This is a genomic window from Chitinophaga sedimenti (assembly GCF_023156195.1).
Lineage (GTDB): Bacteria > Bacteroidota > Bacteroidia > Chitinophagales > Chitinophagaceae > Chitinophaga > Chitinophaga sedimenti.
Genome location: NZ_JAKUKA010000001.1, coordinates 6,353,926 through 6,380,085, shown reverse-complemented (window position 1 = coordinate 6,380,085; position 26,160 = coordinate 6,353,926). Strand labels below are relative to the sequence as shown.

Genomic DNA, 26,160 nt, shown 5'->3' with positions numbered 1-26,160 from the left:
GGCTGCTGAAGAATTCGACTGGCTATTACTTGATGTATTAGCAGTCGTCTCATTTGTGGTATTGCTACTAGGCATAACTGTACTAGAAGAATTAGAACCAGATGAATTAGATACTAATGGGCTTGGTTGGTACTGATTTGTACCTGCATCTCTATTAACCTGATACCAAACAGGTACTGGCTTAGCGGGAACTGACGTATCACCTAAAAATCACTATTTAAAATCGGATTCAAATCCATTGAAGCAAATGGAGATATTCCAACCGATGGCTTCGGATCTATTTGCCACCATCTTCCGATCTGCGGATCAAGATTTCTATAGCGAGCCTCGTAAGAATACAGATCAAAATCACTGTTCAACTCGATACCATTAAACTTATAGCGATTTTCTGGATTGTATATTGCCTTCGAACTGATCCCGCTCATCGCGAGCCCGAACGGATAATAATGCGTCTCCTCCAACACCGGCCCCGTAGCCATCGTCACCACCACATTATCAAAGAACACATCCTGCGCCGTTTCGTTGCTGGTATACACATACAGGAAACCGCTTTCCTTCACCACCATCCATCTTTAGCCAGCGTCTGTACTTCATCCGGCATAGCCTGTACCTGCTTAACACCGCTGTTTTCGTCCACTAATTTAAACTGATCGTTGAATAAAACAAAGTTCAAATAAGCATTGGGACGTTGAACCGACGCCTGTCCGCTCGGCTCCTTCTCTTTCAAACGTTGATACTGCCCGTCATAAAACTGACCGTTAAACGGCGAACTACCAACAACACCTGCCGCACCAGCATGTCGGCCCGACTGGCCCGGCGAACCACCGAAGGCACTCATCAGCGCAGATGCCATATCATGTCCTGCAACCTGTTTTTCGGTTGCTTAGGGCCCTGAGATTTATAAAACGCCCTGGCACCCAGTGAAATAGTATCACCGGCCGTTACCCGCAATACCAGTGACGGACCTATTCGTTTGGCCGGATCACTGCCATTCAATTTAGCTACATATTGGCTGTTGGGTTCAGTGTAACCGGATGGCGCGTCAGTACGAGTTGCATCTACATTAGCGAACAATGCATTTTCTACCGGTGCAGCGCTGACCTCCATACTGGCAAGGTAAACATTACTGCTGGAACCCTCAGTGAGTACCATGCGCACATTACCGAGGTGATCTTTTACAAAATAGTCGTAACTGAAAGCCGGTGTTCCGGTCGCATAATCAAAACGGATACGTCCTTCTTCATGATTGACCAGCTGAAGGGTATCATTCTGGTAAACCATGCCACCAACATAATCCGTGCGGGCAGTATTTATAGTGCCGCCGGTGCTGTCAGTTACAAACTTTGCATGCTTGTTGCCTGCAGCGTCGTATTGGTAGCGAATAACGCCTTTACCATGTACCGCAATCCGCTGTGGCAGGTTAAGGTGATTATAAATAACGTTGCTTAATCCTTTGTTGGCATCCGTTATCATGTTGCCGTTTACATCGTAAGTGTAATCATCCGTGCCACCGGGAACCATCTCTTTAAAATCACCTAGCGTTGGTCCCGTGCTGTTGATGGAATCTTTCACACCGGCGAGACGATTACCACCAGAGAGATAACTATATCGCAGATCATCTATCTTACGACTGCTGGCGCCGGCGTACCCCCATTGCTGCATACGGAGAATGTTGCCGTTGGCGTCATAGGCAGAATCGGGTGTAATACCATTCCCCATCTTCACGTTATAATCCACACCCGCAGAAAGGTCCCAAACAATGGAACTGCCTACCCGCTGAGTGAACTGTGCGCTGAGCAGGCGATTAGCCCTATCATAGGCAAATCCATAAGCCCGCTGTTCCGATCCCGCACCACGCCATTTCATACCGGCAATGTTACCATTGTAAGCCTGGCTGTCGAAGCCATAGTCATAACTCAACTCCTGGCCGAAGAAATGGCTGCCGCCATTTTGGATATATTCTTTATTGATGCCATTAAGCCAACCTCGCACGTTATAGGCATACTCCAGGCTTTCCAGCGCTGAGCCATCGGTGCGTTTGAAGGTTTTTTCTTTTAGCAAACCGAGAGCATCATATTCATGCGTAGCAACATCCACGACCTCCGCATCATTCAGTTTTTTGCTCAATTTTACCAAACGGCCTCCGTGATCATACTCCATAAAGGTGGCTATATTCGTACGCGGTGTAAGCCTACTGCGAGGGTTCCCGTGCGAGAGATGTGTAACCAGTAACTTACCTGTAAAGTCATAGAGGTTGTTCGACAAATCCTGACCACTCACCGCATTATCGGACAGGGACTGCTTTACACGCCCCTTTATGTCGTAGTGGATAGTCGTCGTCAGCCAACCGCTCTCCTCTCCCAGCAATCTCACCTTACTACCAGTAACCATCCCCTTTACCAGGGTTGCTTTAGGTTGATTATCGCTGTTATTAGCGGAAGCCGTCATCGTTGTATCACGATACGCCTTCGCGCCGGGATAATTATAATTATCATAATAAGAATAAGTCAGCGGCTCCAGCTGTGCCGTATTTAACGCGGGACTTAACGACGCCGTGAGCGTTTCTGTGGTAACGATACCATTTTCGTCAATAATCGATTCGAAAACCGTATTCTCACTATCAAATCCGGCATTAAAGATTATTTCTTTTCCCGCCTGATACACCAGTCTGTTGTCATGAACGTTTACAGCGAGAGAGGCTGGCACCTTTGTTTCGGTAGTAATAGTCTGCGTGCCCGCGCTGCTGTTCAACGATTGCTGTAAGGTGGCGGCCAATTCAGATGTAGCGTACAACGCGGTCATCACCGGCCGGTTCAGGTCGTCATACAGCGTTAGCAGCCATTTACCGGCGGTACGCTGATTACCATCTTGTGAGAATACAAGCCGATCGCGCTTGTCGTACACCATCAATACGGGATCCGACCCCGGCACCTGTTTTAACACCATACGGTTACGGGCATCGTACTCGTAGCGGAAACAAAGCTCACGGCTAATGGCAGCATCAATGCTCCAGTTTTGCGTCCGGGCCATTTCCTGTACTGCTTTCGGTTGTATTACGTACCGGAGGTTATTGAGTGCATCATACACATAGTAGGTACAAAGCCAGCCATCATGATTGCTGCCGGCCGTAGCCGACAACTGCACTTTCTTCAGTATGACGAGGCCTGCTTTATCTTTAAACTCCACTACCTTATTACCATGCTCGTCTGCTGTAACGTTTTTAAACAGCTCACCGGCAGGATATGTACCAGCCGAAGTAGGAAAAGCATCAGGCGCAAAAGTGATCGTCCAGATTCTTACTACATCCGTTGCAGTATTGGCAAGATATTCAATCCCTACGCCACGGCCACTGCCCGCCCAGCTGTTACCAGGCGCCATTGTTTTCAGCACCCTGTTCAGCGGAGAAGCCTCAAACTGCGTTTCTTCGAAGAAAATAGTTTCTCCGGGATGCGCCGTGCGAAGCATCGAATCCTGTTCGGCAAACGCGCGCGTTTTAAAGGCGCCGGAAGCGGATGGAGATACATAGGGCAGATAGTTGTAGGGCTGCCGTCCATAGCGATCATATCGAACAGGACTAACCAGGTCTTTATTATTAGGGGTAATACCTTTATTTACCACCTGCAAAGGGCGTCCTAACCCATCCAGGTATTGAGTGGCCTGTTTTACATCGGCCACATTGGTAGCCGCCAGCACCGACGCCGCGGTCGTATAGGGCTTTGAAGGTTCGTACGTTTTTACGAAGTTTAGTTTTGTACCACTTTGATAATTACCTGGCGTCGACGGCAATTCTGCCGATGGCCTGGTAGGCAAAGGTACCGTTGCCACCTGCGGTGTTTGGGCCAAGAGCGTGTGTGCCGCGAGTAAAGGAAAGGCAAACAGTATATAACGATGTTTCATGTTGTTACTTTTTTGAGGCTTAGAGTCCGGTACCACAATCCTGCGGAGTGCCGCTGTAATTGTAGCAAATCATCTTTAGGATGTTACCATGCTGGTCCTTAATAAGTGCCAGCCGGTTCTTGCTGTCGTAGACGTAGTAACGTGACACGTTATTCGGATCCGTTTCACTTGTCATACCCACTATAGGTTTATAAGTATAGGAGAATACCTGAGCTACAGTATTTGCCAGCCCCGTTCGAATCTTGTTCAGCTCTGTCCTTATTTGCGCCTCTGTGTATGATTGCGCATTATCCAGCATATTGAGATCGACGAAAGACTTTACCGTGTTATAGTCGCTTCCCACTACTTTCGCTACCGGATAACGACCATTGTATCCCCACAAATAAACCTCCTTCACATCGTCGGCACGACGCTGTTCCAGCACATTACCGTAGCTATCATATTCCAGCATTTCTAATACTTTCTCCAAAGGATTGGTACGTGCAGCAGTATATACTGCTGCCGGATAAATACGTCCATCTGAAAATGTTCCGTACCGTTGCTGTACTGTTTCCATTAGCGCCCCTTCATTATATCGCCTCACTTCCACTGGCTGGACAATACGGTTCTGCGTCTGCAGCGCTGACATCAGCGATTGCTGCGCTGTTGGCAGATTAGTCAGGCTGCTCACCTGGAATGGATAGTTGAACTGCGCATTCAACACTGCATTCTTACTATCTGTTTTTGTTTCTTTACTTTTATAAAAATAACTGGGTTCAAACTCCATATCCGTTCTGCTGGCGATAAATTCGCTTTGATTATCAGGATTGAATAGCGTATCCAATACAGCAGTTTGCCTTCGCGCACCAGCTGTGATCGAGTAAGCGGCATGAGCAATGGGATCGGTCAGATACCCTGCATAGTTGAATGTCGGATCAATATTTGTCGAATTGAAAAACCGCAGATATGTTTGTCCGGCAGGAACCGCTACTGTATTGTAGTCCTGATATTCATAAGCGGTTCTATTAACAATATTATAGATGCCATTTTTATACCGGTAGTTTGCTACATTCCGCAATGATATCACCTTCCAGTCTGTACGGAACTCCGGCTGCAGTGGCGTCATGTGCAGCCAGCTTTCATTCTTTGAGTCGATAGTATATTCATAGGTAGTCCTGCCGAGGGGCATACTGTCCGGCAATGATATCGTATATTCAGACACCGATGGATAAAGCACTGCAGCTCCTGACGAGAATGACATGTCCAGAAAGGGTTTATTATTGATAGTAGTCGTTTTCGTAGAAAAAGCGACACTTACGCCATCGTAATCCATGTAACTGATCATTATCTGCTGTGACATAAAGTTGCGATCATAGTTCTGGTATTTGGTACGACCGGTACCATCTTCATTCATCCCATATTTATATACTTTAATGATGGAATCGCGCCCATCGCCGGTAGCGTACTTGATACTGCGGATACGGGCGCCACCACCATATACGGCCCTGGAATCGTATGAAGACAAGTATTGATTTGGTTCAAAAGAATACTCAGCAAAACCACCTGTTGGGTAAGTAACACGCTTGATAATACCGGGGACAATGATCGTTGGCTCAGACTTTTCCATTTTTTCACCAATGGCAAGCCAAACAGGACCTCTTGTTCCGGATCCAGCAGGACTACTAGGATCTGTACCTTGCAAGCCCGTGAAATAAGAATAACCCTCTGCTTTGTAATACAATCTCGGGAACACATCTTTTTTCCCATTGAAGAATCCCCAGAAATCCGTGTTATATCCGCCAAAAATCCCTACACTTTCATGATAACTGTCACGCTGATACTGCAACGCATATGTTTTGTAACCGTCGATCTTTACGGAATCGAGACCGTTTCTTTTAAATGAGTCATAATAAATGGAAGGCTGGTTGCCATCGTGTTGCAATAGCCGCTGGTAAAGTATCGCCTCATGCTGTTTTGTATAGGCAACACCTTCCTGGCTGTAATAGGCCACTGAGGTGAGGTAATTGCTTGAGTTATACGTCAATTCCACTTTACCTCCCTTAAAAGTCACACTCTTTAAGGGTAGCAGCTCATCATGAGACTCGGACATCGCACTACTTGTGGCCCTATTTGATCCATAGTTCACAATCTGGTGAGCAGCATCGTGAAGCGGACTACCACCTTTGGAACGCGTCAGCTCTACGATCAGATCATTGGCATCGATATTAGGGGTGTAAAATCATAATCAAACTGATCATAGGCTAACCGTATTGTTTCGGGGTAGACTACCTGGTCGCCTGCGTTAATAAGGATGTTTTGGTCGGTATAGTGGCCGTAGTTGGTAGCGTAAATCTGCGTTGGAAAGTTATAGTTAAGTCCCGTTACATCCGGATATTCAATAATCTTCATCTGGATGTTATAATAAGGAATATCATAATAAATGGAGGGCCCATAGTTAAACCGAACCGTATCCGACTTATCGAAAGGAATAATCTCTGTTACACGCCAGGCAGTAAGGGTTGAGTAAGACCCCGCCCACTCTGTTGCGAGAGTATTCCCGAGCGTATATCGACCAAACTTATATATAGTACCGTCGTCATCTGTGACAACAAAGCTATTATCGTTCGGGCGCGAGATTTTGACCGCTTCATGTGGCAGGGTCACGAATTTACCCGAGGTATCGTAAATAAATCGCCCGCTTTTTGACAGTAGCGAAAAGAAAAAGTCATCAGGTTGCTCATCTACGGCATTTTGAGAAAGTGAAATGCGATAGGTCCAGCTTGTATTACCGATCATTGTATTTACAGGGTAACCACTTGTGGCACCATCAGATAACCCCCTTACGGAACGAGTCACCCCGATATTGGGCGTAAGCGTCCAACCCCAACCCGCTACGCTGGTCTTCTCCGAGGGCTTGAGCGATCCGATATGATAACTCAATTTAAAGGGTAATACTCCCGCGCGCGTGGGTACGTCAAAGAGCGGAATCTCAATCGAGGGTGCACCGGAAACGTGGTCAATGGGATAGTGCTGGTAAGTTGCGATTGCAGCTGCATCCGGGGAGGCGGATATAAAACGTGGCAAAGCCTGTTTTCCCGGCTCCAACGTTTGCGCCTGTAATACTCCCACCCATCCAATGGTGAGCAATAGCAGTAATAATGTTTTCATGGTCTTAGGTATACTTAGAATTTATTTAATTATCGGAACAGCGGGCCCGGTATTATTTGCTATCCGCTTGAATTAAGTGTCTGTTGCAGTCAGGAATCATCCTTTGGTGGACGTACATCATAGCGTTTGTTTCTTCATTCTTACAGGGATTAATATTAAGGAAGATGCCGGACGGGGCATATATATAAACATCTCAGCAAATACTCACAATTGCTTACTTCATCAGGTATTGGATTATTGTTGTTTATATGGATACACGGTAGAAATAGGTTAACATATCAACCGCTTCACAATTATACTCATTTTTCTCCACCAACTTTTAAAATACTTCGGCTTCACAGATAGATAATAAACGTCCGTTCTTACTTCTGCATGGCCTTCAACTCCTTCTCCATCAGATCCATCCGCTTATTCTGCTCAATCAAATACAACGTCAACTCCTCAATCTTCTCCAACAATTTTGCATTCATCTCCCCCAGATCCACACCACGCTCCTTCACTTCCGCCGCCGCCGGAATCCCCGGTAAATGCTGATGCTCATGAATATACTGCTCCACTTTCGCAATAGAAGGCAATTCATACGCCGGCGCGAATACATAATCCGGCCACGGCGACAATGCCGTCACTTTTACTTTGCGCGCACCAATAGTACCCTCCACCGTCAGTTTGTTAGACCCTACATCTGTAGTACCAATGCCTACGTTGCCAGGGCCGCCGATAAACACATTGCCGCCGTCACCAACACCATTGGCAGTATTTACATACAAATCTTTCCATAGCGAACGAGCATAGTTATGCGCAGCCACTACCGCATTCTGGTTGTAAACCCCGAGAAATACATCACGATCTGCAATGGCATTAGTACTCCTAATCAAAGCCGACCAGTCATTTGCGTCCACTGCCTTGCTCTCCTGCACCACTAGCTTACCATACGGCTCTGCAGGCGCCAGCCCGATACTTAGTTGTCCCTGTATAGAAACAGGATCAAGCCCTTCGAAAGCTACCACGTTCGACACTTCCCGGTCATACCGCAACTCCAGCGTGTGATAGCCGATATAGCCCGTAAAGGAAAACGAATACATGGAGGAGTTATTCTCAACTTCCACCGCCACCTAACGCACACCATTGTAAGTACAGAATACCAGCCGCGCCGGTTCGTTGTAAGCAATGATGCTACCGCGGTTAGATTGGAAAGAACTTGCAGTGTTTACCTCCACAGTAAATTTGCGGTTCCAGGCGCCCTCCGACCCTCGGGCAGCTACGATTTTGCCCATTACATGGTAATCCACCAACGGTGTACTCACATACGCCGGATGCAACAGGATGTAGTTATGCCCCTGCGTATCTTCCGACTGGGGCTGCCCACCAATGGGTTTGTTCACGAAATAATTGCGACCATTCTCCAACACATGCAACGGCGCCTGCGGACTACCGCCCGTATTGATGCCAACATTGCCTGATGCAGGATAATAGTTTGTTTGTGCGTACGCAGCTGAAGTGGCGAACATGCCGGTTAACAGCAGCAATGGAAATATTGCTTTCACGGTAAAAGGGATTTATTCAATCGGGTTAAGTGTCTATTATTTACTGTAGCAATTATACTAATTATTTTAGTACCAAAAAACTTTTCACATCTAACAAAATACCTCCTACCTAATCCGTTCCTAACAGAAGACAAATTCCACCACTCATCCCACAAAAAACAACTTAAAAACTAAACTAGTAGGATTATTACGAAAAGTTCGTAATATTGTACCGTCACCATTCTACACACTATGTTTCGTTACCTGATCATCGCGTCTATTGCCCTGTTGGCCTCCGCACGGGCAAGCGCCCAAAGTAAAGTCAACTGGACCGGCAAGGTCGTTGATTCCACGACAAAAGAAATTCTTGAACTCGCCACCGTTGCGGTGAACGATGCGAAAGACAGTACACTATACACCTATACCCTCACCGACAAAAAAGGCCAGTTTAAACTGGACCCGCTGCCCTCCGGACAAACTTTTGTGCTGCTGGTATCTTACACAGGCTACAAACAATATCGTAAGGTACTGAAAGCAGACGCCGACCACGACTTCGGCGCCATCATCCTTGCGCCGAGTTCCGGGGCACTGAACGAAGTAGTGATCGAAGGCGAAAAGCCACCTATCTCCATTAAGAACGACACGCTGGAGTTTAATGCATCATCGTTTAAAACCAAGCCCAATGCGGTAGTAGAAGACCTTCTGAAAAAACTACCCGGCGTGGAAGTGGAAGAAGACGGGTCGATCAAAGTGAATGGAAAAACAGTGAGCCGCATACTGGTGGATGGTAAAGAGTTCTTCGGTAATGATCCGAAAATCGCTACTAAAAATCTGCCTAAAGAAATTGTTGATAAGATACAGGTGGTAGATACAAAAACAAAAGTGCAGGAGATCACCGGGCAAAAAACGGACGGGCAGGATAAAACCATTAATATCACTTTAAAGGAAGATAAGAAGAAAGGGGTGTTTGGCCGTATCACCGGCGGCATTGGCACACAGGAACGTTACGACGCCAGCGCACTGGTGAACTTCTTTAATAAGAAACGCCAGATCAGTATTATCGGTGCACTCAACAATCTGAATAATACCGGCTTTACCTTCTCCGACCTGCAGGGTATACAGTCCGGTGGCGGCGGACGTGGCGGCATGTCTGTCACCGTTGGCGGCGGCATGATGGGCGGCGGCGCAGGGCCGGGCATGATATCTATGAACGGGTTAACGATTGGCGGCGTAGGTGGCGAAGGCATTCGTAAAATAGCCACCGGCGGTGTTAACTACAATGAACAGATCAATAGGAAATTACAGGTGAACGGCAGTTATTTTTACAACTATGCGGATACGCGCATCCAGACTTCCGGCATCGCGAATTTACCAACACTGATACCGCGAATGTATACGACGAAGACCGCACCGGTGTGGCGTATAACAACAACCACCGCATGAACATGTCGTTTAACTACCAGATCGATTCATTCACCACGCTCATTGTTGCGCCTAACCTCGATTACAGCGCCACCAGCAGCCTGTCCGAAACCCACGGTATTACCCGCACACCGGATGGCGACATGGTAAACTCGTCAGATATGTTCAATCGCTCTGCCATGAAAAACCTGAACTTCCGTAATAACTTCAGTCTGGTACGTTTGTTAAACCGCGAAGGGCGCAGTATTTCAATGGAGTTTGGCCAGCAGTACAGTCGTAACAAGGTCAACCTGTTTGTGAATTCCGAAAATCATTTCGTGGAAGATGGGGTGGATCGCGAAGAGCTCACCGACCAGCACACCCGCAGCAATGGCGACACACGCGGGTTGAGCGGTTCATTGACCTACATAGAGCCACTCGGCAAAGCCTGGAGAATGGAAGCCAGCTATAACTTCAATTATGCACTGAGCAACTCCGATCGCCAAACGTACAATCTCAACAGCGGCACCGGTAAATATGAAGACATTGATTCGGCCTACAGTAATAAGTTCCGCTCCGTGAATGTGATGCAGAAACCACAGCTCGTATTCAACTACAACACCCAGAAATTTAACGTAGCCCTTGGCGGCGGCATACAAATGAATACGCTTAAGAACTATTCGTATACGCAGGACGACTCCATCAACCTGTATCAAACTTCCTTCGTTCCTACTTCCCGCATCAGCTATAATGTATCGCAGCAACTGCGCGTGTCGGCCGACTACTACTTCTACGCCAATCAGCCGACCACAGACCAGTTACAGCCGGTGCCGGATAATACCAACACCTTGTTTAAACGCGTTGGTAACCCCGATCTGAAAACGGCCTTTAACCACAACATCAACCTGCGTATGGATGGTTTCGTTCCTCAAAAGGGATTCAACTACGCGGTCAACATTGGTTACTCGCCAATAGCCAATGCCATTGTGAATGAAGTGTCGTACGATAAGAATTTTGTACAAACTACACGACCGATAAACGTAAGCGGCAACTATAACATCAATACGTACAGTTACATCTCCAAGTCTATCAAAAAGAAAATTATTCCTGGCGCTTTAATGGCAACTTTAACGGTAACTACGGGCAAAGTCTGAGCTTTTCCAGCCGTCCGGAAACGGGCATACAACGCAACGAAACCAAAACCATCAGTGTGGGCGGAAATGGCAACGTGACATATGTGTACAAAGAGTTATTCGATATCGCACCGGGTTACCGCATCAACTATCGCAAAACGGATTACTCCATCAGCACGATGCGCTCTACCGATGCCACCGTGCACTCCGGCACGCTGAGTACCGCACTCTACTGGCCTAAGAAATTCGTGTGGGAAAATGATATCAACTATAGTTATAACACCAATATGGCGCCTGGTTACCGGAAAGACGTAACACTGTGGAATATGGCCGTATCACGTATGTTCCTGAAAAATGACCGGGGTATGCTGAAGCTGAGCGTATACGATTTGCTGAACCGGAATATTTCTTCCCGCAGGGTCATCCAGCAGGACTACATCGAAGATGTACAAACGATGATCGTGCAGCAGTACTTCATGCTCTCGTTCACCTACAACATCAGCAGCTTCGGCGGTGGCGCCGCACCGGCGCGTAAAGCGGGCAGCATGCGTCAGCAACGTTTCTGATGATCAAATCTTTGTATTATAGACCGTATGAAACGCCGCCTCCTGTTAAGGAGGCGGTTTGGTTTTACAGGTATCTTTCTTGAGTTATTTTATGATGATGATAGGCATGCCCGGCAATCACAAATCCAATGCTGTTCACGGTATTAAACCTGCCGTTAGCAATGCCGCCACGTTGCAGTTCGGCCTCATTTAAGCTCTTGAAAAGGTACTCCGACGACTTCCGCACCACGATAAATTCATCGAGCATATCATCCCATTGTAAATGGTCCACACGGGCCTGTTCGCCATACTCGTTCTCTTCCCAGCCGGGAAGTTCCGTTTTATCGGCACGCGCAAAACGCAATGCCCGGTAAGCAAAAATGCGCTCCGCATCCGTTACGTGCTGCAACACCTGCTTAATCGTCCACTTGCCGGGCGCATACGCATAGTCACGTTTATCCACCGGTATCGATCTGAAGAAATCAATCATAATGCGCGTATTGGCGGCGAGCGCCGTCACCACATCATCTTCCGGTACATAATTGATGTAGGTACCGGCGTAGGGGTTAAATTCGCCTTCTACTGGTTTTGCCATAACAGTTAGTTTGATATGAAATTACGGCATTTCCGCTGGGCATAAACCGCCATTCATATAAATTCAAAGCGTCCTGCCTGCACTTTTAGCTATTTTGTGTACGCAACATCTAAACATCATTTAGCTTATGAAGAAGTGGCTGCTGCTGCTGGCGGGATTGTTCTTTCTCGCCCCTGCCTTTGCCGGGCAAATCAATGCCGACTCCCTCTGGTTCAGGGAACATTACACGAAAAAGGAAGTATATATCCCGATGCGCGATGGCGTGCGGTTGTTTACATCCGTTTACCTGCCGAAAGATCAAAGTGAAAAACACCCGGTGCTCATGACGCGCACACCGTATTCCTGTGCGCCCTACGGGGAACAGGAATACTCACCGCTGTACCGCCGTTACCTCAATGCTTACCTTCGCGAAAACTATATCATCGTCACACAGGATGTACGCGGCCGCTGGATGAGCGAAGGCGTGTTTGAAGATGTTCGGCCCTTTAACCCGAATAAGAAGACAGATAAGGATATTGATGAAGCCAGCGATACGTACGATACCATCGACTGGCTCGTTAAAAATCTCCATGGTAACAATGGTAATGTAGGCGTGTTCGGTATCTCCTACCCTGGCTTCTACTCTACCATGGCGGCGTTGAGCAATCACCCCGCATTAAAGGCAGTGAGTCCGCAGGCGCCGGTGACCGACTGGTTCCAGGGCGACGACTTCCACCATAACGGCGCGTTTATGCTGGCAGATGCATTCAGCTTCTACACCTCGTTCGGTAAACCCAGGCCGAAACCTACTACGGTTGGGCCTACCGGCTTCGAGTTCCCGAACCGCGACAACTACAAGTTTTACCTGGAGACAGGCGCACTGAGCAACTTCACCCGCATTATGGGCGACAGCATCCTGTTCTGGAAAGACCTGATGACGCACGGCAACTACGACGGCTGGTGGCGCGCACGCAATGTCCGCAACTTCACCAAAAATGTAAAACCCGTGATCCTCACCGTTGGCGGTACTTTCGATGCGGAAGACTGCTTCGGCGCATGGAGCACCTATAAAGCGATCGAGCATTTGAGTCCCGGTACGAACAACCGCCTGGTAATGGGCCCGTGGTACCACGGTCAATGGGCTTCATTAGATGGTACGCATCTTGGCAACGTGCAATTCGGCAGCAATACTGCAGCATGGTATCAGCAAAACATAGAGATCCCTTTCTTCAATTATTATTTGAAAGGAAAAGGAAAGGAGCCCGCTATCGCGGAAGCCACCATCTTCTTCACCGGGGAAAATCAATGGCGGCAGCTGCCCAAATGGCCGATGGCCGAGGCAACACAGGCAATATACCTGGGCGCTAACGGGCAACTCAGTTTCAGCAAGCCCACTGCGGCAAAGAGCGCTACCGAATATACCAGCGACCCTGCCAAACCCGTTCCTTATACAGAAGACGTACACTTCAGCCGCACCATTAACTACATGACCGACGACCAGCGCTTCGCGTCGCGCCGTCCGGATGTGCTGGTATTCCAGACCGATGTTTTAAGTGAAGATGTAACGCTGGCAGGCCCGGTAGTGGCCGACCTGTTCGCGTCCATCAGCAGTACGGATGCAGATTTCGTGGTAAAGATCATCGACGTGTTCCCGGATAATTTCCGTTACACCGAAGATGTGGAGAGCGAGCACCGGCGCGTACCTTCTATTACTTACCCCATGGGTGGCTTCCAGATGCTCGTCCGCGGCGAGATCATGCGTGGTAAGTTCCGCAACAGCTTCGAGAAACCGGTTCCTTTTGTGCCAAACGTAGCGTCGGAAGTGAAGTTCACCCTGCCGGATGTAGCGCATACCTTCACCAAAGGCCATCGCATCATGGTGCAGATACAGAGCAGCTGGTTCCCGATCGCCGACCGCAACCCGCAGCAGTTTATGGACATCTATACGGCGAAGGACAGCGACTTCCGCAAAGCACAGATCCGCATCCTGCACGAAGCGTCCCATCCCTCCCGGATTTTGCTTCCGATACTGAAATGACGATAAATATTTGTGAAATGCAGCCCTTTACCGCCGGGTAAAGGGCTTTGTTTTGCCCTTTAGTGTATCTTTAAGTCTATTCACGTTAAAACCCAGAAACGCATGAAACGCATTTTCTCCATGCTGTGCATGGCGCTGTTTACCTTGGTATTCGCCCGTGCCGCAAACGCTCAATCCACTATCGAAGGCGCCTGGCAAATGAAAAACGCGCCCTCAGGAGCCTCCATTACCCCCGGTTATTGCAGACGGTTACTTTATGCAGACCGGCTACAACAAAGACGCTAAAACCTTTATCGGCAGCTTCGGCGGCACATACAAGGAAACCGGTGCCGGCTCGCTGGACGCCACCATGCAGTTCCATACGGACGATAAGGACCAGGTAGGCCAGAGCTTCCCGGTATCGTACAAAGTGAACGGCAACGAACTGCAGATCAACGCCGGCGACGACGCCACGGAATGGCAGCGCATCGACGATGGCAACGCTGCCCTGGCCGGCGTATGGCGTATTTCCCAGCGCGAGCAGGAAGGTAAAATGAATCCCATCAATCCCGGCCCGCGCAGAACGCTGAAAATCCTTTCGGGCACCCGCTTCCAGTGGGCGGCTATCAATACAGAAACCGGCGAGTTCTTCGGTACAGGCGGCGGCACGTACTCCTTTAAAGACGGTAAATACACCGAAAACATCGAATTCTTTTCCCGCGACACCAGCCGTGTGGGCATGTCGCTCAGCTTCGATGGCAAGGTGGACGGCGACAACTGGCATCATAGTGGATTGAGTTCCAAGGGAGAAAAAATCTCGGAAATCTGGACCCGCAGCAAATAATGCATGTTGTATATTGATTTTTGCGCTTATATTGCACGCAAATTTTTGAATATCATGATCAAAAAGAGCCTGATTATCGGCGCAATAGGTATACTATCCCTGCAAGCCTGCACTCCAAAAACCGCGACAACCGTGGCTACAACGCCGCCTCCGCCTCCTAAACCCATGTTGGAAAACGGAATTGACACATTAAGTTTTGCACTGGGCAAGGACATTGGCAACTCTATCAAGTCCCGTGGGACTCGACAGCCTGAATATCGAGGTGTTCATCAAAGCGGTGAAACTCAGCATGGCCGGCGTAGACACATTACTCACGCAACAACAAGTATCTATGTCTATATCCGATTATTTGCAGAAAATGAAGGCCGAGAAGCTGGCCAAAAACAAGGCTGACGGCGAAAAGTTCCTCGCTGAAAACAAAACCAAGGCTGGTATTATCACGCTGCCCAGCGGCTTGCAATACCAGATCATCAACCACGGCACCGGCCTGATCCCGAAAGCGACCGACCGCGTAAAAACGCATTACGTAGGTACGCTGATTGATGGCACCGTATTCGACAGCTCCGTGGAAAGAGGCGAGCCCGCCACCTTCCCGGTAAATGGTGTAATCTCCGGCTGGACCGAAGCCCTGCAACTGATGCCCGTTGGTTCTAAATGGAAACTGTTCCTGCCCGCCGACCTCGCCTATGGCGAACGCCAGGCCGGCGCTAAAATTCAGCCAGGTAGCGCACTCGTATTCGAGGTAGAACTGCTGGAGATCGTTAAGTAATTGAGATTATTGTAAATAGGGAAGCCGCATCGTTAAGGTGCGGCTTTTTTATGGCGCCAACTCCCCCAGGCTGTTCAGCCGCCGTTGTATCACTCCCTTCAACCACTTCTCTTCTATCAACATAAAAAAAAGGCGCCCGGTCAACACCGGGCGCCCTTCACTTTTATACACTTTCTACTATTTCCAGATTTTACCACGATGCTGCTCCAGCAAAAAGAAATCTGCCAGCACCATCGCCGTTACTGCTTCCAACACCACCGGCACACGCAACGCGATGCAGAGGTCGTGGCGGCCTTTCACACTGAAAGTGCCTACCTCCCCGGTGGTGATGTTCAGCGTTTGCTGATCTTTCGGCGTGCTGGACGTAGGTTTCACCGCCACACGAAATACCAGCTGGTTACCGTTCGTGATGCCGCCTACTACACCGCCCGCATTGTTTGTCGCAGTTTTACCGCTCATATCAACAATGGCGTCGTTATGTTCCACGCCCTTCATTTTCGCGGCGGCAAAACCTGCACCGAACTCCACGCCTTTGATCGCCGGGATCGCAAACACCGCATGTGCAATATTCGACTCGATCGAATCAAAGAAAGGTTCGCCCAGGCCGATCGGCAAGCCGTCTACTACACACTCCACGATCCCACCCACAGAATCCTTCGCGGCAATCGCCGACTCCAGACCTTTCTCCGGATCAGCAATACCGCCAATTTCCTTGATGTGTGCCTTCACCGGATGTTATCGCCCAGGATCTTTTTGGCGATCACACCGGCTGCTACCAGGTTCAGCGTTAAACGACCGCTGAAGTGGCCACCGCCACGGAAATCCTCGAAGCCGCCATACTTATGCGATGCCACGAAATCTGCATGGCCGGGACGAGGAAACTCGCGCAGTTTGTCGTAATCGGTGCTGCGGGTATTGTTGTTCTCGAACAAAATCGTAATCGGCGCGCCGGTGGTATGTTCTTTAAACACCCCGGATTTCAGGAAAGGCAGGTCATCCTCCTTACGCGGTGTAGTGCCTTTGGCGCCGGCTTTGCGACGTTCGAGGTCAGGTAAAAAGTCGGCCTGCGTTAACGGTAAACCTGCCGGTACGCCATCGATATTTACCCCCACACATTCGCCGTGCGATTCGCCAAATACATTCACCCTGAATATTCTGCCAAAGCTGTTCATACGTTCTAGTTAGTTTAGTGGTTCAATGCCTTTTCCGCACTGGTAACAGTTACGGTAGCACCCAGTGATGCAATGTGATCATAGAACTCGGGATACGATTTATTGATCGCTTCTGCATTCTCAATTTCCACATCACCATCGGCGGTTAACGCTGCCACCGCGCAAGCCATCGCAATGCGGTGGTCGTTGCGGGAATGAACGGCTGCTCCTTTAATGCCGGTGCCGCCGTGTACATACATCACGTCGCCATCAAGGTCTATGCGGATGCCCATTTTACCAAACTCCTCCTGCAATGTAATACCACGGTCGCTTTCTTTGTGCGCCAACCGGCTTACGCCGAGTATTTTCGTAACGCCTTTGCAGTTGGCGGCCAGCGCCACCAGCGGCGGGAACAGGTCCGGGCAGTCGGTTGCATCAAACTCGAATGGTTTTAATTCACCATTGTTGCCGATGATCACGGTGTACAATCCGGGCAGTATTTGTGCGCCCGCGCTTTCCAGCGCCTGGAGGATCGCTTTATCGGATTGGGCAGATTGCGTGTTCAGGTGCTTCACTTCCGCTTTACCGGACACCGCCGCTGCTACCAGCAGGAAAGCCGCGCCACTCCAATCGCCTTCTACCGTATATTCAACCGCTTTGTACGACTGCTTTTTGGTAAAGTGGAAGCGTTCGAAGTTGTCGTTCTCCACCTGCACGCCAAAGTGTTCCATCAGCTGCAAGGTAAGTGCGATATAAGGTTTGCTTTTCAGGTCTTTTACAGTGATGGTTGCTTTTTCTGCCACACTGCCGAATGCCATCAGCAAACCGGTGAGGAACTGGGAGCTGAGTGAACCATCAATCTCCACATTATTGGCCTGTAACGGGCCTTTAATATGGAGCGGGAGTTTACCACCGTTGGTGCTGCATTCCACGCTCAGCTTCGGAAATACCTCCTGGAAAAAATCCATAGGGCGTGTTACCAGGCTGCCATGACCAACAATGGTCAGTGGTTGTGATGCGAGTGCTGCAATCGGCGTAAACATACGGATGCCCAAACCGGATTCGCCGCAGTTAATTTCTGCAGACACCGGGGCCACACCGTTGCTCGTAATCTCGTAATGATCGTCTTTTTCACCACTGTGGCGCCCAGCCTTCCCGCCACGTCCAGCGCGGCCAGACAGTCGTTGCTGAGGCCCGGGTTGCGGATGATGCTGGTGCCCTTTGCCAGCAAAGCCGCCGCTACCGCGCGTTGCATGGCGCTTTTAGACGGGTTGGCGGTCACTATGCCTTTGATGGCGCCGGGTGATACTTTTACTTTCATGCTTATTATTGTTTGTGCTACGCTTTACAATTCGTCCATGAGCTGCTTCAGCTCTTCAATCGGAATAGGGTGCGTAACCGCCTTCCCGATCTCTTCCAGCAGGATGAAATGTATAAAATCCTTCTCCCGCTTTTTGTCCAGCTTAAAGATGTTAAACACCTGCTCCTTGTCCGATGTTAAAGTGACCGGCAAATGGTAATCATTGATCAACCTTATCAGCCGGTTAGTCTGCTCGGTGGGCAGGCCCTTCAGTTTCTCGGAAAGCTTCGCGGCAGCTACCATCCCGATCGCTACTGCCTGTCCATGCGCAATCCCCTCTATCTTTTCCACTGCATGGCCCAACGTATGCCCGAAGTTCAGCCAGCGGCGCGATCCGTTCTCAAACTCATCTTCCAAAACGATTTTTGTTTTGATCTGAACCGAACGTTCTACCAGGAACTGCAGCACTTCTACCGACCGGCTGAGCGCCGCTTCCCTGTTAGTTTCCAGGTAGTCGAAAAGCTCCGCGTCCTGTATCGCCGCGTACTTGATGATCTCCGCAAAACCATTGTGCCATTCCGCATCCGGCATGGTAGAAGGTAGGGAGTAATCGAATAAAATGAACTTCGGTTGATTGATGGTACCCAGCATGTTTTTATGCATGCCGTGGCTCACGCCGTTTTTTCCACCGATAGCCGCGTCTACCTGCGCCAGCAGCGTGGTAGGCACAAAACCGAAAGGAATGCCGCGCATATAAATGCTGGCGGCAAACCCGGTAAGGTCGGTCACCATACCGCCACCGATGCCTATCAGCATGGTTTTGCGGTCGGCTTCCAATTCTATCAGCCCGTTAATCACCTGCTCCACTACTTCCATCGACTTGTGCTCCTCGCCATCGGGAATGACCAGCTTGCGCCAGCCTTTCAGCGTTTCGCCGTAATGTTCGTCCACGTTTTCATCCAGCAAAAGAATACAACGGGTTTTATCCACGAATTTGTCCAATTGCAGTAAATCAGCGTTTAAATGGTAGTCGGTCTGTTGTGTCTGGAACTTGTATGTTAACGTCGTCATATTTGCTTATTGTTCGTTCATCACCTTATTCTGGCGGTTGATGGATTCCAGGTGAACCGCGTCAAAGTATTTCTGGATGAAATCTTTGCTCAGGCCCAGTTTGTCGCCTTTCACGATGTTGCGCTCCAGGATCTCGTTCCAACGGTTGGTCTGCAGAATGGTAATGTTGTTCTCTTTTTTATATGCACCGATTTTCTCCGCGATTTTCATACGGTTGCCGAGCAGCAGCATGATCTCATCATCGATCTGGTTAATCTGCGCGCGCAGCTTATCCAGTGCGGAGTTGAACTCGTTACGGTCAGTATGCTCGCGGCGCCATACGATGCCGTCCAGCAGTTCCGCAAATTTCTCAGGGGTGATTTGTTGTTTCGCGTCGCTCCAGGCAGCGTCCGGATCGCAATGGGTTTCTACCATCAGACCATCGTAATCCAGGTCGATCGCCTCTTGTGACACAGCTTGCAGGATGTCGCGGCGGCCGCTGATGTGGCTCGGATCGCAGATCATCGGTAACTCAGGGTGACGGCGTTTCAGTTCGATCGCCAGGTGCCACATGGGAGCGTTGCGGTATTCGGTATTACCGTAGCTGGAGAAGCCGCGGTGAATCAAACCTACTTTTTGATACCCGCTTTCTGAATCCTTTCTACTGCGCCAATCCACAGTTCCAGGTCGGGGTTAATGGGGTTTTTAATCAGTACGGGCACGTCCACACCTTTAAGTGCATCAGCGATATCCTGTACAGAGAAAGGGTTTACCGTAGTACGGGCCCCAATCCAGAGGATGTCTACACCGAAGTGCAGGGCGTCTTCTACTTGTTTCGCAGTCGCAACTTCAACAGTAACCGGTAAGCCAGTCAGTTCTTTTGCTTTCTGCAGCCGGGGTAAACCTTTGGTACCAATACCTTCGAAAGAACCCGGGCGGGTACGGGGTTTCCAGATACCGGCACGTAATACATCTACTTTACCGGTTTTGGCGAGGGCCTGCATCGTGGCCAGTGTTTGTTCCTCCGTTTCTGCGCTGCATGGACCAGAAATGATCAATGGTTTTTTATCAGAAGTAGGATCGCCGAATTTCGTGTTAGCTAAGATCTGTTCCATATGAAAAAGTGTACGTGTAAATTAAGAAAAGTGTTTGTTAATTAATGATTTATGCTTACTTCAGTATCTTTTTTATCTTGTTCGACTTCTGGATCAACTTGTAAAACGCGTCATAGTCTTCGTTTTCGAGCAATCCTTTCATCTGTTGCAGTTGGTTAATGTGCTCGTCCAGTACGTCCAGTACATTGCTGCGGTTGTGTTTAAAGATAGGCACCCACATATCCGGCGAGCTTTTCGCAAGACGTACAGTGCTTTCAAAACCGCCCGCCGCCAGCTCGAAGATGCGGCCATGCTCTTTTTCTTTTTCCAGTACCGTCAGCGCCGGGGCAAAAGAGGTAATGTGCGAGATGTGGGAGATATAAGCCGTGTGCAGGTCGTGCTCTTCAGCATTCATGTATACCAGGCGCATCCCTATTTTATCCACCATATTCTCCACGATTTCCAGGGCATCTTCCGCGCTGTTTTTCACATCGCACAACACCATGGTTTTATTCGTAAAGAGGTTTCTCAACGCAGCTTCCGGACCGCTATACTCGGTGCCGGCCATCGGGTGGGCAGCAACAAAGCGACCTCGGTTGATATGACCGGCAACGAGCTGTAATATTTTTTCTTTGGTAGATCCCACGTCCATGATTACATGGTCGTGCTTTACTTTATCGAGCATGGAGGGCAGCAGCTTCAGCACAGCATCTACGGGAATAGCCAGGATGATCAGCTGCGAGCGGTTCATCGCATCTTCCAGTTTCGCCGTTTCATCGATGATGTTTAATTCGCGTGCTTTCAGCAGGTTCTCCTCGCTATTGTCTACCCCAATGATCCAGTTGGCCAGTCCTTTTTCTTTCAGACTGAGGGCCAGCGAGCCGCCTATTAAACCTACTCCTACTACGGTTGCGATCATTTTTCTTTCTTTTATTTTGATTGCTTTATCCGGTCAATGGCCTCAGCAAAAACTTTTTCATCCTTACAAAGACTCACGCGTATGTAGCCTTTACCATTCTCTCCGAAAATGCCGCCCGGCGTAATAAACACTTTCGCCTGCTGCAGTACTTCGTCACTCACTGCATAACCATCGGCATAACCGGCAGGAATTTTCGCCCACACGAACATGCCCACCTGGTTGGTATCATAAACAGCACCGATCAGGTCTAACAGTTCAAACACTTTCGCACGGCGGCCGCTGTATATCTTGTTCAGGTTGTCGTACCAGTCTTTATCCAGCTCCAAAGCCTTTACCGCAGCCATTTGTACGGGTTGGAACATACCGCTGTCCATATTGCTTTTGAAGCGCAGCACTTCATTGATCCACTCCGCTTTGCCAGCCAGCATACCCACGCGCCAGCCTGCCATGTTAGACGATTTGCTCAATGAGTTTAACTCCAGCACCACTTCGCGGGCGCCTGGCACGGAGAGCAAACTTTGCGGATGGTCGTTCAAAATAAAACTGTACGGATTATCATGGCACAGCAGGATGTTGTGTTTGGCGGCAAACGCGATCAGCTTTTCGAAAAAGCCGGGCGTAGCCTGTGCGCCGGTGGGCATATGCGGGTAATTCACCCACATCAGTTTTACCTTGCTGAGGTCTGTTTGCTCCAGAGCCGCCAGGTCGGGCTGCCAGTTATTTTCTTCTTTAAGCTGATACGTTACCGGGGTGGCGCCGCTCAACTGTACTGCCGAACGGTACGTCGGGTAACCCGGATCCGGGATCAGCGCTTCGTCACCTTTCTCGAGGAAGGTCATGCAAATGTGCATGATGCCTTCTTTGGAGCCGATCAGTGGCAGCACTTCCGTTTCAGGATCCAGCTGCACGTCATAAAACTTTTTATACCAATTGGCAATGGCCTGACGCAGTGCGGGAATGCCTTTGTAACCCATATAAGCATGCGTGTTAGGCAATTGTGCATGTTCATTAAGCGCCGCTACTACAGCGGGATGCGGCGGCAGGTCGGGACTGCCGATGCCCGGTTAATGACATTGGCGCCTGCCTTGTTCATCAACTCTATTTCCCGCAGCTTTTTCGAGAAGTAGTATTCTTCGGTATGCTGTAATCTGCTGGCTACTGATATTTGCATGGTGTATGCTTTATGCGTGTGTTAATCCTTTTTGTAGATGCCTAAAATCGTCAGTTGATCTGTTAACGGTTCAATCCTTTTTAATGCCTTGCGGAAGTGTGATAAATCTTCGAACTCCATATCCGCGTGAAAGTAATACGTCCACTCCTTCGCCGGTATCGGGAACGACTGTATCTTGGAAAGACCGATACCTTCGGCCGCGATCATGCTCAGTACTTTGGCGAGGCTGCCACTTTCGTTGGGCGTCTGGAAATATACGGAAGATTTATTGGCGTCTGCTGCGGGCTCCACGCCGTTGCGCGAAATCGCCAGGAAGCGCGTGTAGTTGTTTTTCGCTGTATGAATGTTGGGGGCGATCACATCCAGCTCATAAATTTCGGAAGCCAGTTTAGAGGCAATGGCCGCAATAGTTTTCGATTTCTTCTGGTGAACGTGTTTGGCACTGAGCGCAGTATCTTCCGACTCTACCAGTTTGATGTGTGGGTATTTTTCCAGGAAGGCCATGCATTGCAACAGCGCCATGGGATGGGAGTGCACCTCTTTTATATCTTCAATGCGCTGGCCGGGCAAAGCCATCAGGTGCTGGTTGATTTGCAGGTACACTTCGCCGGTAACATGCAGGCCGGAGTTTTTCAACAGGCTGTAGTTCGGTAAAATGCTGCCGGCAATAGAATTTTCGATGGCCATCATACCGGCATCCGCCTCTTTTCCCACTTTTACCTTTTTTACAAGCTCGGAAAAAGAGGAGCAGGCTTCAATTTCGGTTTGCTTACCATAATACCGCTGGGCGGCCTGCTGATGGAAACATCCTTCAAATCCCTGAATTGCGATACGCATTGTTCGTTGTTGTTGTTTTTAATGATAGGTATTGGATAAAAGAAAAAGGGCCCCTTAGGTGGGACCCTTTTAACTATTTCGGCTTTATGTCAGCTTCATATTTACAAAAGAGTCCCCTGCTTCCTTGGATAAAAGAAGTAATAAAAAAGTAAAAGAAGTAATGGCTCTTGTGTAACATAAAACTAATTGGCTAAAGACATTAAAAAAGGCCTCCGGTTTACCCGAGGCCCTTTTTTATATTTTTATCTGCTTATCGCAAAGGAACCCGGCTATTTCTGATACCAGAAAAAGTAGAAACCGTAAAAGTAACCAAAGGTTGTTTGCGTTTGCATGATGTGTTGCTCGTTATTATTGTGACACAAATGTAAGTTACCATTTGAAATCTTCCACTACCTCCATCAAAAATTAACTTTTATTCAAACGTTCTATTCTTTTGATAGATTTCTTTTAAAAAAGAATCAAATTAAAGGTGCTTCATTAAATTAAAATTGATAACCATACATTAGTTGTTGCAGCAACTAATTACATCTTTTCAACTATTTGCAGCAATCTTAAGTAAAAAAGGTTAAAAAACAGGAAGGCCGCTTCCCGGAAGGAAGCGGCCTTGTAAAACCTTTATATTGCTTTGCCGATAATTAGTGAGCAGCAGGAGCAGGAGCAGCAGTGGTAGTATCAACCGGAGCGATAGCGTTAGTATCGATAGGAGCTACGGTGTTAGTGTCAACCGGTGCAGCAACTGGAGAGTCGATAGCTACGTTAGTAGTATCACCAGAAGTTGTAGAAGCGTTGTTGCAAGAAGCAGCGAACAGACCCAGAGCCAGAGCAAAGAAAGAAACTTTCAGTACGTTTTTCATGATAATAATTTTAGTGTTTTAGAATTATAATATTTACTCTTTATACTGGATCAAAAGAAAGGTAACCCACAATTTGAAAAAAAAATTTTTTCGGTTACTTTGGGTTACTAAATGCAGTAAACGGTATTAATAAGTGAATAACATTCAGCACATAGAAAGGGACCAGGAATTATTGCAAGGCTTAGCTAACAGCGATGATAAGTCATTGGAAATCATTTACTCAGATAATTTTCCGATGATTTACAGAATGGTTTTACAAAACAACGGCTCGGAAGATGACGCCAAAGACCTGTTCCGGGAATCGGTGATCATCTTATATGAAAAGGTGCAGGAAGGCGGTTTTGTATTGACCAGCAGGCTGAAAACATACATCTATGCCGTGTGCAGGCGGCTGTGGTTGAAAAAGTTACAGGGGCAGGCCTGGCAGGGCACCATTACCGAGGAGCTGGAAGACGTTACGCCCATGGAGGATACGATAGAAGAGCATGCACGGCGGGACGAACAGTTCAATATAATGGAAAAGGCAATGGGCAGCATGGGCGAACCCTGCCGCACGATCCTGGAAGATTATTACCTGCGGAAGAAGTCGATGCAGGAGATTTCGGAGAAATTCGGGTACACGAACGCCGAAAATGCCAAAAATCAGAAGTACAAGTGCCTGATGCGACTTAAGAAACTATTTTTTGCACAATATAAATAAGATACAGAGGGTCATTAGTGATGAATGATATCCATAACATACAGGAAATTGAGCGATACCTCGCAGGCGAGATGAGCACGCTGGAAGCTGCCGCCTTCGAGGCCAAACGCCGCGCCGACGCCTTGCTGGACCAGCAGGTGGTGCAGCAACAGCAGCTCGTTCAGCAGCTGGAAGCGTTTGGTCGGCGTAAACAGCTGATGAGCAAGCTCAATGCCATCCACGAAAAAACTGATCTCACCGCACTGAGAGCAGAAATGGCGCCCAAACCGTCCAAGCTCCGTTTCCTGAACCGCCGTACGTTAACGGCCGTTGCTGCCGCGGCCTGTGTGGCGCTGGTTACCTCCCTGAGCACCATAGCGGTGATGCAGAAGGCTGCCAGGAAAAACAATGCCGCCCAGTACGAAAGTGTACGCCGGGAAATGGTACAGATCAAAACACAGGTACGCAAACTCAATGTTGGCGAAGCCAAACCCGCGCCCATGGCGCCCGGTAATTTCGGCGGTACCTGTTTCGCTATTAACCGTTACGGTTACATGCTTACCAACAGGCACGTAATCGATGGAGCCGATTCTATCTATATTCAAAATAATAAAGGCGAAGTATTTAAAGCCTACAGCGTATTCGAAGATGCGTCCAGCGACCTTGCTGTACTGCGTCTGGCCGATTCCACCTACCGCACCGCCCCCTTCCCTACTCCCTTAAACCGGGTGCTTCCCGCCTTGGCGAAGAAGTGTTCACCATGGGTTACCCCCGCGATGAAGTGGTGTATGGGAAAGGTTATATCAGCGCACAAACCGGCTTCGCCGGCGATACCATCGCATACCAGGTGTCTATCCCCGTTAGTCCGGGTAACAGCGGCGCACCGCTGCTCGACAACAAAGGCCAGATCATCGGTATTATTACCGGCAAACAAAGCAGCAGCGGCGACATTGCTTTTGCTGTAAAATCGACGAACCTGAAACGCCTGCTGGACGAGATGCCTAAAGAAAGCATCAACCGGAAAGCTAAAAAAGAGATCAAGTCTAACGTAAACAGCCTGGAAGGGCTGAGCCGCGAAGACCAGCTGAAGAAGTTGGAAGACTATGTATACATGGTTAAAGTATACAAAGCGAGATAAATACACTACTACTACATAAGAGAAAAACATCCTTCCGGGATGCTTTTTTATTGTTGGATTCAGCTATGATAACGCTGCGTTGTCCAGGTCGTAAGCTCGGCATTGCTCATGTCGCGC

28 protein-coding genes and 3 pseudogenes are annotated in these 26,160 nt (G+C 48.7%); 11 read left to right on the top strand and 20 right to left on the bottom strand.

From position 1 onward, the window contains the following. Nucleotides 1-203: 203 nt before the first annotated feature. From MKQ70_RS36985 to MKQ70_RS36955, 7 genes are all read right to left on the bottom strand, one after another. Complete coding sequence (locus MKQ70_RS36985) at nt 204-566, bottom strand: RHS repeat domain-containing protein (protein ID WP_248080835.1); 363 nt, start codon at nt 564-566, stop codon at nt 204-206. Next, entirely contained in the window at nt 557-853 is a 297-nt protein-coding gene (locus MKQ70_RS36980) for a hypothetical protein (protein WP_248080831.1), read from the bottom strand. Before MKQ70_RS36980 ends, MKQ70_RS36985 begins: the two co-directional genes overlap by 10 nt. Beyond that, the gene (locus tag MKQ70_RS36975; protein WP_248080828.1) at nt 838-3,897 is read right to left on the bottom strand and encodes a DUF6443 domain-containing protein; all 3,060 of its coding nucleotides are present in this window, start codon (nt 3,895-3,897) and stop codon (nt 838-840) included. The genes MKQ70_RS36980 and MKQ70_RS36975 overlap by 16 nt, the downstream gene beginning before the upstream one ends. Nucleotides 3,898-3,916: 19 nt before the next feature. Then, on the bottom strand, nt 3,917-6,022 hold the full coding sequence (locus MKQ70_RS36970) for a hypothetical protein (RefSeq protein WP_248080825.1): 2,106 nt from the start codon (nt 6,020-6,022) through the stop codon (nt 3,917-3,919). A 59-nt stretch (nt 6,023-6,081) separates the two neighbouring features. After that, nucleotides 6,082-7,044 (bottom strand): hypothetical protein, encoded by a 963-nt coding sequence (locus tag MKQ70_RS36965; RefSeq protein ID WP_248080822.1) that lies wholly within the window; start codon nt 7,042-7,044, stop codon nt 6,082-6,084. 362 nt (nt 7,045-7,406) lie between these two features. After that, nucleotides 7,407-8,156, bottom strand: coding sequence for a hypothetical protein (locus tag MKQ70_RS36960; protein ID WP_248080820.1), 750 nt, complete (start codon nt 8,154-8,156; stop codon nt 7,407-7,409). After that, a complete protein-coding gene (locus MKQ70_RS36955; RefSeq protein WP_248080817.1) occupies nt 8,157-8,588 on the bottom strand; it encodes a hypothetical protein in 432 nt (143 codons plus the stop codon). 231 nt (nt 8,589-8,819) lie between these two features. Here MKQ70_RS36955 and MKQ70_RS36950 point away from each other — a divergent pair, with 231 nt between their 5' ends. From MKQ70_RS36950 to MKQ70_RS36940, 3 genes are read left to right on the top strand one after another with little or no spacing between them, the layout of a single operon-like run. Continuing rightward, nucleotides 8,820-10,010: a carboxypeptidase-like regulatory domain-containing protein gene (locus tag MKQ70_RS36950; protein WP_248080814.1), complete on the top strand. Its 1,191-nt coding sequence runs from the start codon at nt 8,820-8,822 to the stop codon at nt 10,008-10,010. After that, nucleotides 9,983-11,122, top strand: a complete 1,140-nt coding sequence (locus MKQ70_RS36945) for an outer membrane beta-barrel protein (RefSeq protein WP_248080810.1) — start codon at nt 9,983-9,985, stop codon at nt 11,120-11,122. Before MKQ70_RS36950 ends, MKQ70_RS36945 begins: the two co-directional genes overlap by 28 nt. Before the next feature lie 56 nt (nt 11,123-11,178). Then, nucleotides 11,179-11,667: an outer membrane beta-barrel protein gene (locus MKQ70_RS36940; RefSeq protein ID WP_248080807.1), complete on the top strand. Its 489-nt coding sequence runs from the start codon at nt 11,179-11,181 to the stop codon at nt 11,665-11,667. A 64-nt stretch (nt 11,668-11,731) separates the two neighbouring features. Here the strand turns inward: MKQ70_RS36940 and MKQ70_RS36935 are convergent, their stop codons facing one another. Next, nucleotides 11,732-12,241, bottom strand: coding sequence for a DinB family protein (locus tag MKQ70_RS36935; protein ID WP_248080803.1), 510 nt, complete (start codon nt 12,239-12,241; stop codon nt 11,732-11,734). A 127-nt stretch (nt 12,242-12,368) separates the two neighbouring features. On the opposite strand from MKQ70_RS36935, the gene MKQ70_RS36930 reads away from it, so the two are divergent. The 4 genes from MKQ70_RS36930 to bamJ all read left to right on the top strand — a co-directional run bounded on the left by MKQ70_RS36930 (nt 12,369) and on the right by bamJ (nt 15,850). Continuing rightward, nucleotides 12,369-14,258 (top strand): CocE/NonD family hydrolase, encoded by a 1,890-nt coding sequence (locus tag MKQ70_RS36930; RefSeq protein ID WP_248080800.1) that lies wholly within the window; start codon nt 12,369-12,371, stop codon nt 14,256-14,258. Between the two features lie 102 nt (nt 14,259-14,360). Beyond that, nucleotides 14,361-14,543 carry a hypothetical protein gene (locus MKQ70_RS36925; protein ID WP_248080786.1) on the top strand — a complete coding sequence of 61 codons (183 nt, stop codon included), beginning with the start codon at nt 14,361-14,363 and terminating at the stop codon, nt 14,541-14,543. After that, nucleotides 14,515-15,081 (top strand): DUF4488 domain-containing protein, encoded by a 567-nt coding sequence (locus tag MKQ70_RS36920; RefSeq protein ID WP_248080783.1) that lies wholly within the window; start codon nt 14,515-14,517, stop codon nt 15,079-15,081. The genes MKQ70_RS36925 and MKQ70_RS36920 overlap by 29 nt, the downstream gene beginning before the upstream one ends. Nucleotides 15,082-15,316: 235 nt before the next feature. Beyond that, nucleotides 15,317-15,850, top strand: a complete 534-nt coding sequence (gene bamJ / locus MKQ70_RS36910) for a BamJ family beta-barrel-assembly machinery protein (protein WP_372490073.1) — start codon at nt 15,317-15,319, stop codon at nt 15,848-15,850. 177 nt (nt 15,851-16,027) lie between these two features. On the opposite strand, the gene MKQ70_RS40790 is transcribed toward bamJ, so the two are convergent. From MKQ70_RS40790 to MKQ70_RS36860, 12 genes and pseudogenes are all read right to left on the bottom strand, one after another. Continuing rightward, complete coding sequence (locus MKQ70_RS40790) at nt 16,028-16,579, bottom strand: chorismate synthase (protein WP_308199383.1); 552 nt, start codon at nt 16,577-16,579, stop codon at nt 16,028-16,030. Next, nucleotides 16,576-17,022, bottom strand: coding sequence for a chorismate synthase (locus MKQ70_RS40785; RefSeq protein ID WP_282456995.1), 447 nt, complete (start codon nt 17,020-17,022; stop codon nt 16,576-16,578). Before MKQ70_RS40785 ends, MKQ70_RS40790 begins: the two co-directional genes overlap by 4 nt. 14 nt (nt 17,023-17,036) lie before the next feature. Beyond that, entirely contained in the window at nt 17,037-18,089 is a 1,053-nt protein-coding gene (aroA, locus tag MKQ70_RS36900; RefSeq protein ID WP_308199382.1) for a 3-phosphoshikimate 1-carboxyvinyltransferase, read from the bottom strand. After that, nucleotides 18,005-18,322: a carboxyvinyltransferase gene (locus tag MKQ70_RS41825; protein ID WP_308199381.1), complete on the bottom strand. Its 318-nt coding sequence runs from the start codon at nt 18,320-18,322 to the stop codon at nt 18,005-18,007. The genes aroA and MKQ70_RS41825 overlap by 85 nt, the downstream gene beginning before the upstream one ends. 24 nt (nt 18,323-18,346) lie before the next feature. Beyond that, nucleotides 18,347-19,372 (bottom strand): 3-dehydroquinate synthase, encoded by a 1,026-nt coding sequence (gene aroB / locus MKQ70_RS36895; RefSeq protein ID WP_248080780.1) that lies wholly within the window; start codon nt 19,370-19,372, stop codon nt 18,347-18,349. Nucleotides 19,373-19,378: 6 nt separating this feature from the next. Next, nucleotides 19,379-19,582, bottom strand: coding sequence for a chorismate mutase (locus MKQ70_RS36890; protein WP_248081878.1), 204 nt, complete (start codon nt 19,580-19,582; stop codon nt 19,379-19,381). 183 nt (nt 19,583-19,765) lie between these two features. Further along, nucleotides 19,766-20,466: pseudogene (locus MKQ70_RS36885) on the bottom strand (3-deoxy-7-phosphoheptulonate synthase); the annotation flags it as partial. 55 nt (nt 20,467-20,521) lie between these two features. After that, nucleotides 20,522-21,364: a prephenate dehydrogenase gene (locus tag MKQ70_RS36880; protein ID WP_248080778.1), complete on the bottom strand. Its 843-nt coding sequence runs from the start codon at nt 21,362-21,364 to the stop codon at nt 20,522-20,524. An 11-nt stretch (nt 21,365-21,375) separates the two neighbouring features. Continuing rightward, entirely contained in the window at nt 21,376-22,407 is a 1,032-nt protein-coding gene (locus MKQ70_RS36875) for a pyridoxal phosphate-dependent aminotransferase (protein ID WP_372490175.1), read from the bottom strand. After that, nucleotides 22,386-22,535: a hypothetical protein gene (locus MKQ70_RS36870; protein ID WP_248080772.1), complete on the bottom strand. Its 150-nt coding sequence runs from the start codon at nt 22,533-22,535 to the stop codon at nt 22,386-22,388. Before MKQ70_RS36870 ends, MKQ70_RS36875 begins: the two co-directional genes overlap by 22 nt. 21 nt (nt 22,536-22,556) lie before the next feature. After that, a complete protein-coding gene (locus MKQ70_RS36865) occupies nt 22,557-23,372 on the bottom strand; it encodes a prephenate dehydratase (protein ID WP_248080769.1) in 816 nt (271 codons plus the stop codon). Nucleotides 23,373-24,007: 635 nt separating this feature from the next. Then, the gene (locus tag MKQ70_RS36860; protein ID WP_248080767.1) at nt 24,008-24,226 is read right to left on the bottom strand and encodes a hypothetical protein; all 219 of its coding nucleotides are present in this window, start codon (nt 24,224-24,226) and stop codon (nt 24,008-24,010) included. Nucleotides 24,227-24,359: 133 nt separating this feature from the next. Here MKQ70_RS36860 and MKQ70_RS36855 point away from each other — a divergent pair, with 133 nt between their 5' ends. The 4 genes and pseudogenes from MKQ70_RS36855 (at nt 24,360) to MKQ70_RS36845 (ending at nt 26,043) form a co-directional block, all read left to right on the top strand. Further along, the gene (locus MKQ70_RS36855) at nt 24,360-24,926 is read left to right on the top strand and encodes an RNA polymerase sigma factor (RefSeq protein ID WP_308199380.1); all 567 of its coding nucleotides are present in this window, start codon (nt 24,360-24,362) and stop codon (nt 24,924-24,926) included. Between the two features lie 20 nt (nt 24,927-24,946). Beyond that, nucleotides 24,947-25,606: pseudogene (locus tag MKQ70_RS36850) on the top strand (trypsin-like peptidase domain-containing protein); the annotation flags it as partial. A gap of 59 nt (nt 25,607-25,665) precedes the next feature. Continuing rightward, nucleotides 25,666-25,764: pseudogene (locus tag MKQ70_RS43170) on the top strand (hypothetical protein); the annotation flags it as partial. 138 nt (nt 25,765-25,902) lie between these two features. Continuing rightward, complete coding sequence (locus tag MKQ70_RS36845; RefSeq protein ID WP_248080761.1) at nt 25,903-26,043, top strand: hypothetical protein; 141 nt, start codon at nt 25,903-25,905, stop codon at nt 26,041-26,043. Nucleotides 26,044-26,160 lie beyond the last annotated feature (117 nt).

Excerpts from the sequence above, each read along its gene's own strand:
- MKQ70_RS40785 (WP_282456995.1), bottom strand. The coding sequence starts at position 17,022 with ATGAACAGCTTTGGCAGAATATTCAGGGTGAATGTATTTGGCGAATCG.
- MKQ70_RS36930 (WP_248080800.1), top strand. The coding sequence starts at position 12,369 with ATGAAGAAGTGGCTGCTGCTGCTGGCGGGATTGTTCTTTCTCGCCCCT.
- MKQ70_RS36975 (WP_248080828.1), bottom strand. The coding sequence starts at position 3,897 with ATGAAACATCGTTATATACTGTTTGCCTTTCCTTTACTCGCGGCACAC.
- MKQ70_RS36865 (WP_248080769.1), bottom strand. The coding sequence starts at position 23,372 with ATGCGTATCGCAATTCAGGGATTTGAAGGATGTTTCCATCAGCAGGCC.
- MKQ70_RS36935 (WP_248080803.1), bottom strand. The coding sequence starts at position 12,241 with ATGGCAAAACCAGTAGAAGGCGAATTTAACCCCTACGCCGGTACCTAC.
- MKQ70_RS36985 (WP_248080835.1), bottom strand. The coding sequence starts at position 566 with ATGGTGGTGAAGGAAAGCGGTTTCCTGTATGTGTATACCAGCAACGAA.
- MKQ70_RS36925 (WP_248080786.1), top strand. The coding sequence starts at position 14,361 with ATGAAACGCATTTTCTCCATGCTGTGCATGGCGCTGTTTACCTTGGTA.
- MKQ70_RS36980 (WP_248080831.1), bottom strand. The coding sequence starts at position 853 with ATGGCATCTGCGCTGATGAGTGCCTTCGGTGGTTCGCCGGGCCAGTCG.
- MKQ70_RS36870 (WP_248080772.1), bottom strand. The coding sequence starts at position 22,535 with ATGCAAATATCAGTAGCCAGCAGATTACAGCATACCGAAGAATACTAC.
- MKQ70_RS36920 (WP_248080783.1), top strand. The coding sequence starts at position 14,515 with ATGCAGACCGGCTACAACAAAGACGCTAAAACCTTTATCGGCAGCTTC.
- MKQ70_RS36950 (WP_248080814.1), top strand. The coding sequence starts at position 8,820 with ATGTTTCGTTACCTGATCATCGCGTCTATTGCCCTGTTGGCCTCCGCA.
- MKQ70_RS36860 (WP_248080767.1), bottom strand. The coding sequence starts at position 24,226 with ATGAAAAACGTACTGAAAGTTTCTTTCTTTGCTCTGGCTCTGGGTCTG.
- aroB (WP_248080780.1), bottom strand. The coding sequence starts at position 19,372 with ATGACGACGTTAACATACAAGTTCCAGACACAACAGACCGACTACCAT.
- MKQ70_RS41825 (WP_308199381.1), bottom strand. The coding sequence starts at position 18,322 with ATGAAAGTAAAAGTATCACCCGGCGCCATCAAAGGCATAGTGACCGCC.
- MKQ70_RS36890 (WP_248081878.1), bottom strand. The coding sequence starts at position 19,582 with ATGAAAATCGCGGAGAAAATCGGTGCATATAAAAAAGAGAACAACATT.
- MKQ70_RS36965 (WP_248080822.1), bottom strand. The coding sequence starts at position 7,044 with ATGAAAACATTATTACTGCTATTGCTCACCATTGGATGGGTGGGAGTA.
- MKQ70_RS36880 (WP_248080778.1), bottom strand. The coding sequence starts at position 21,364 with ATGATCGCAACCGTAGTAGGAGTAGGTTTAATAGGCGGCTCGCTGGCC.
- MKQ70_RS36845 (WP_248080761.1), top strand. The coding sequence starts at position 25,903 with ATGCCTAAAGAAAGCATCAACCGGAAAGCTAAAAAAGAGATCAAGTCT.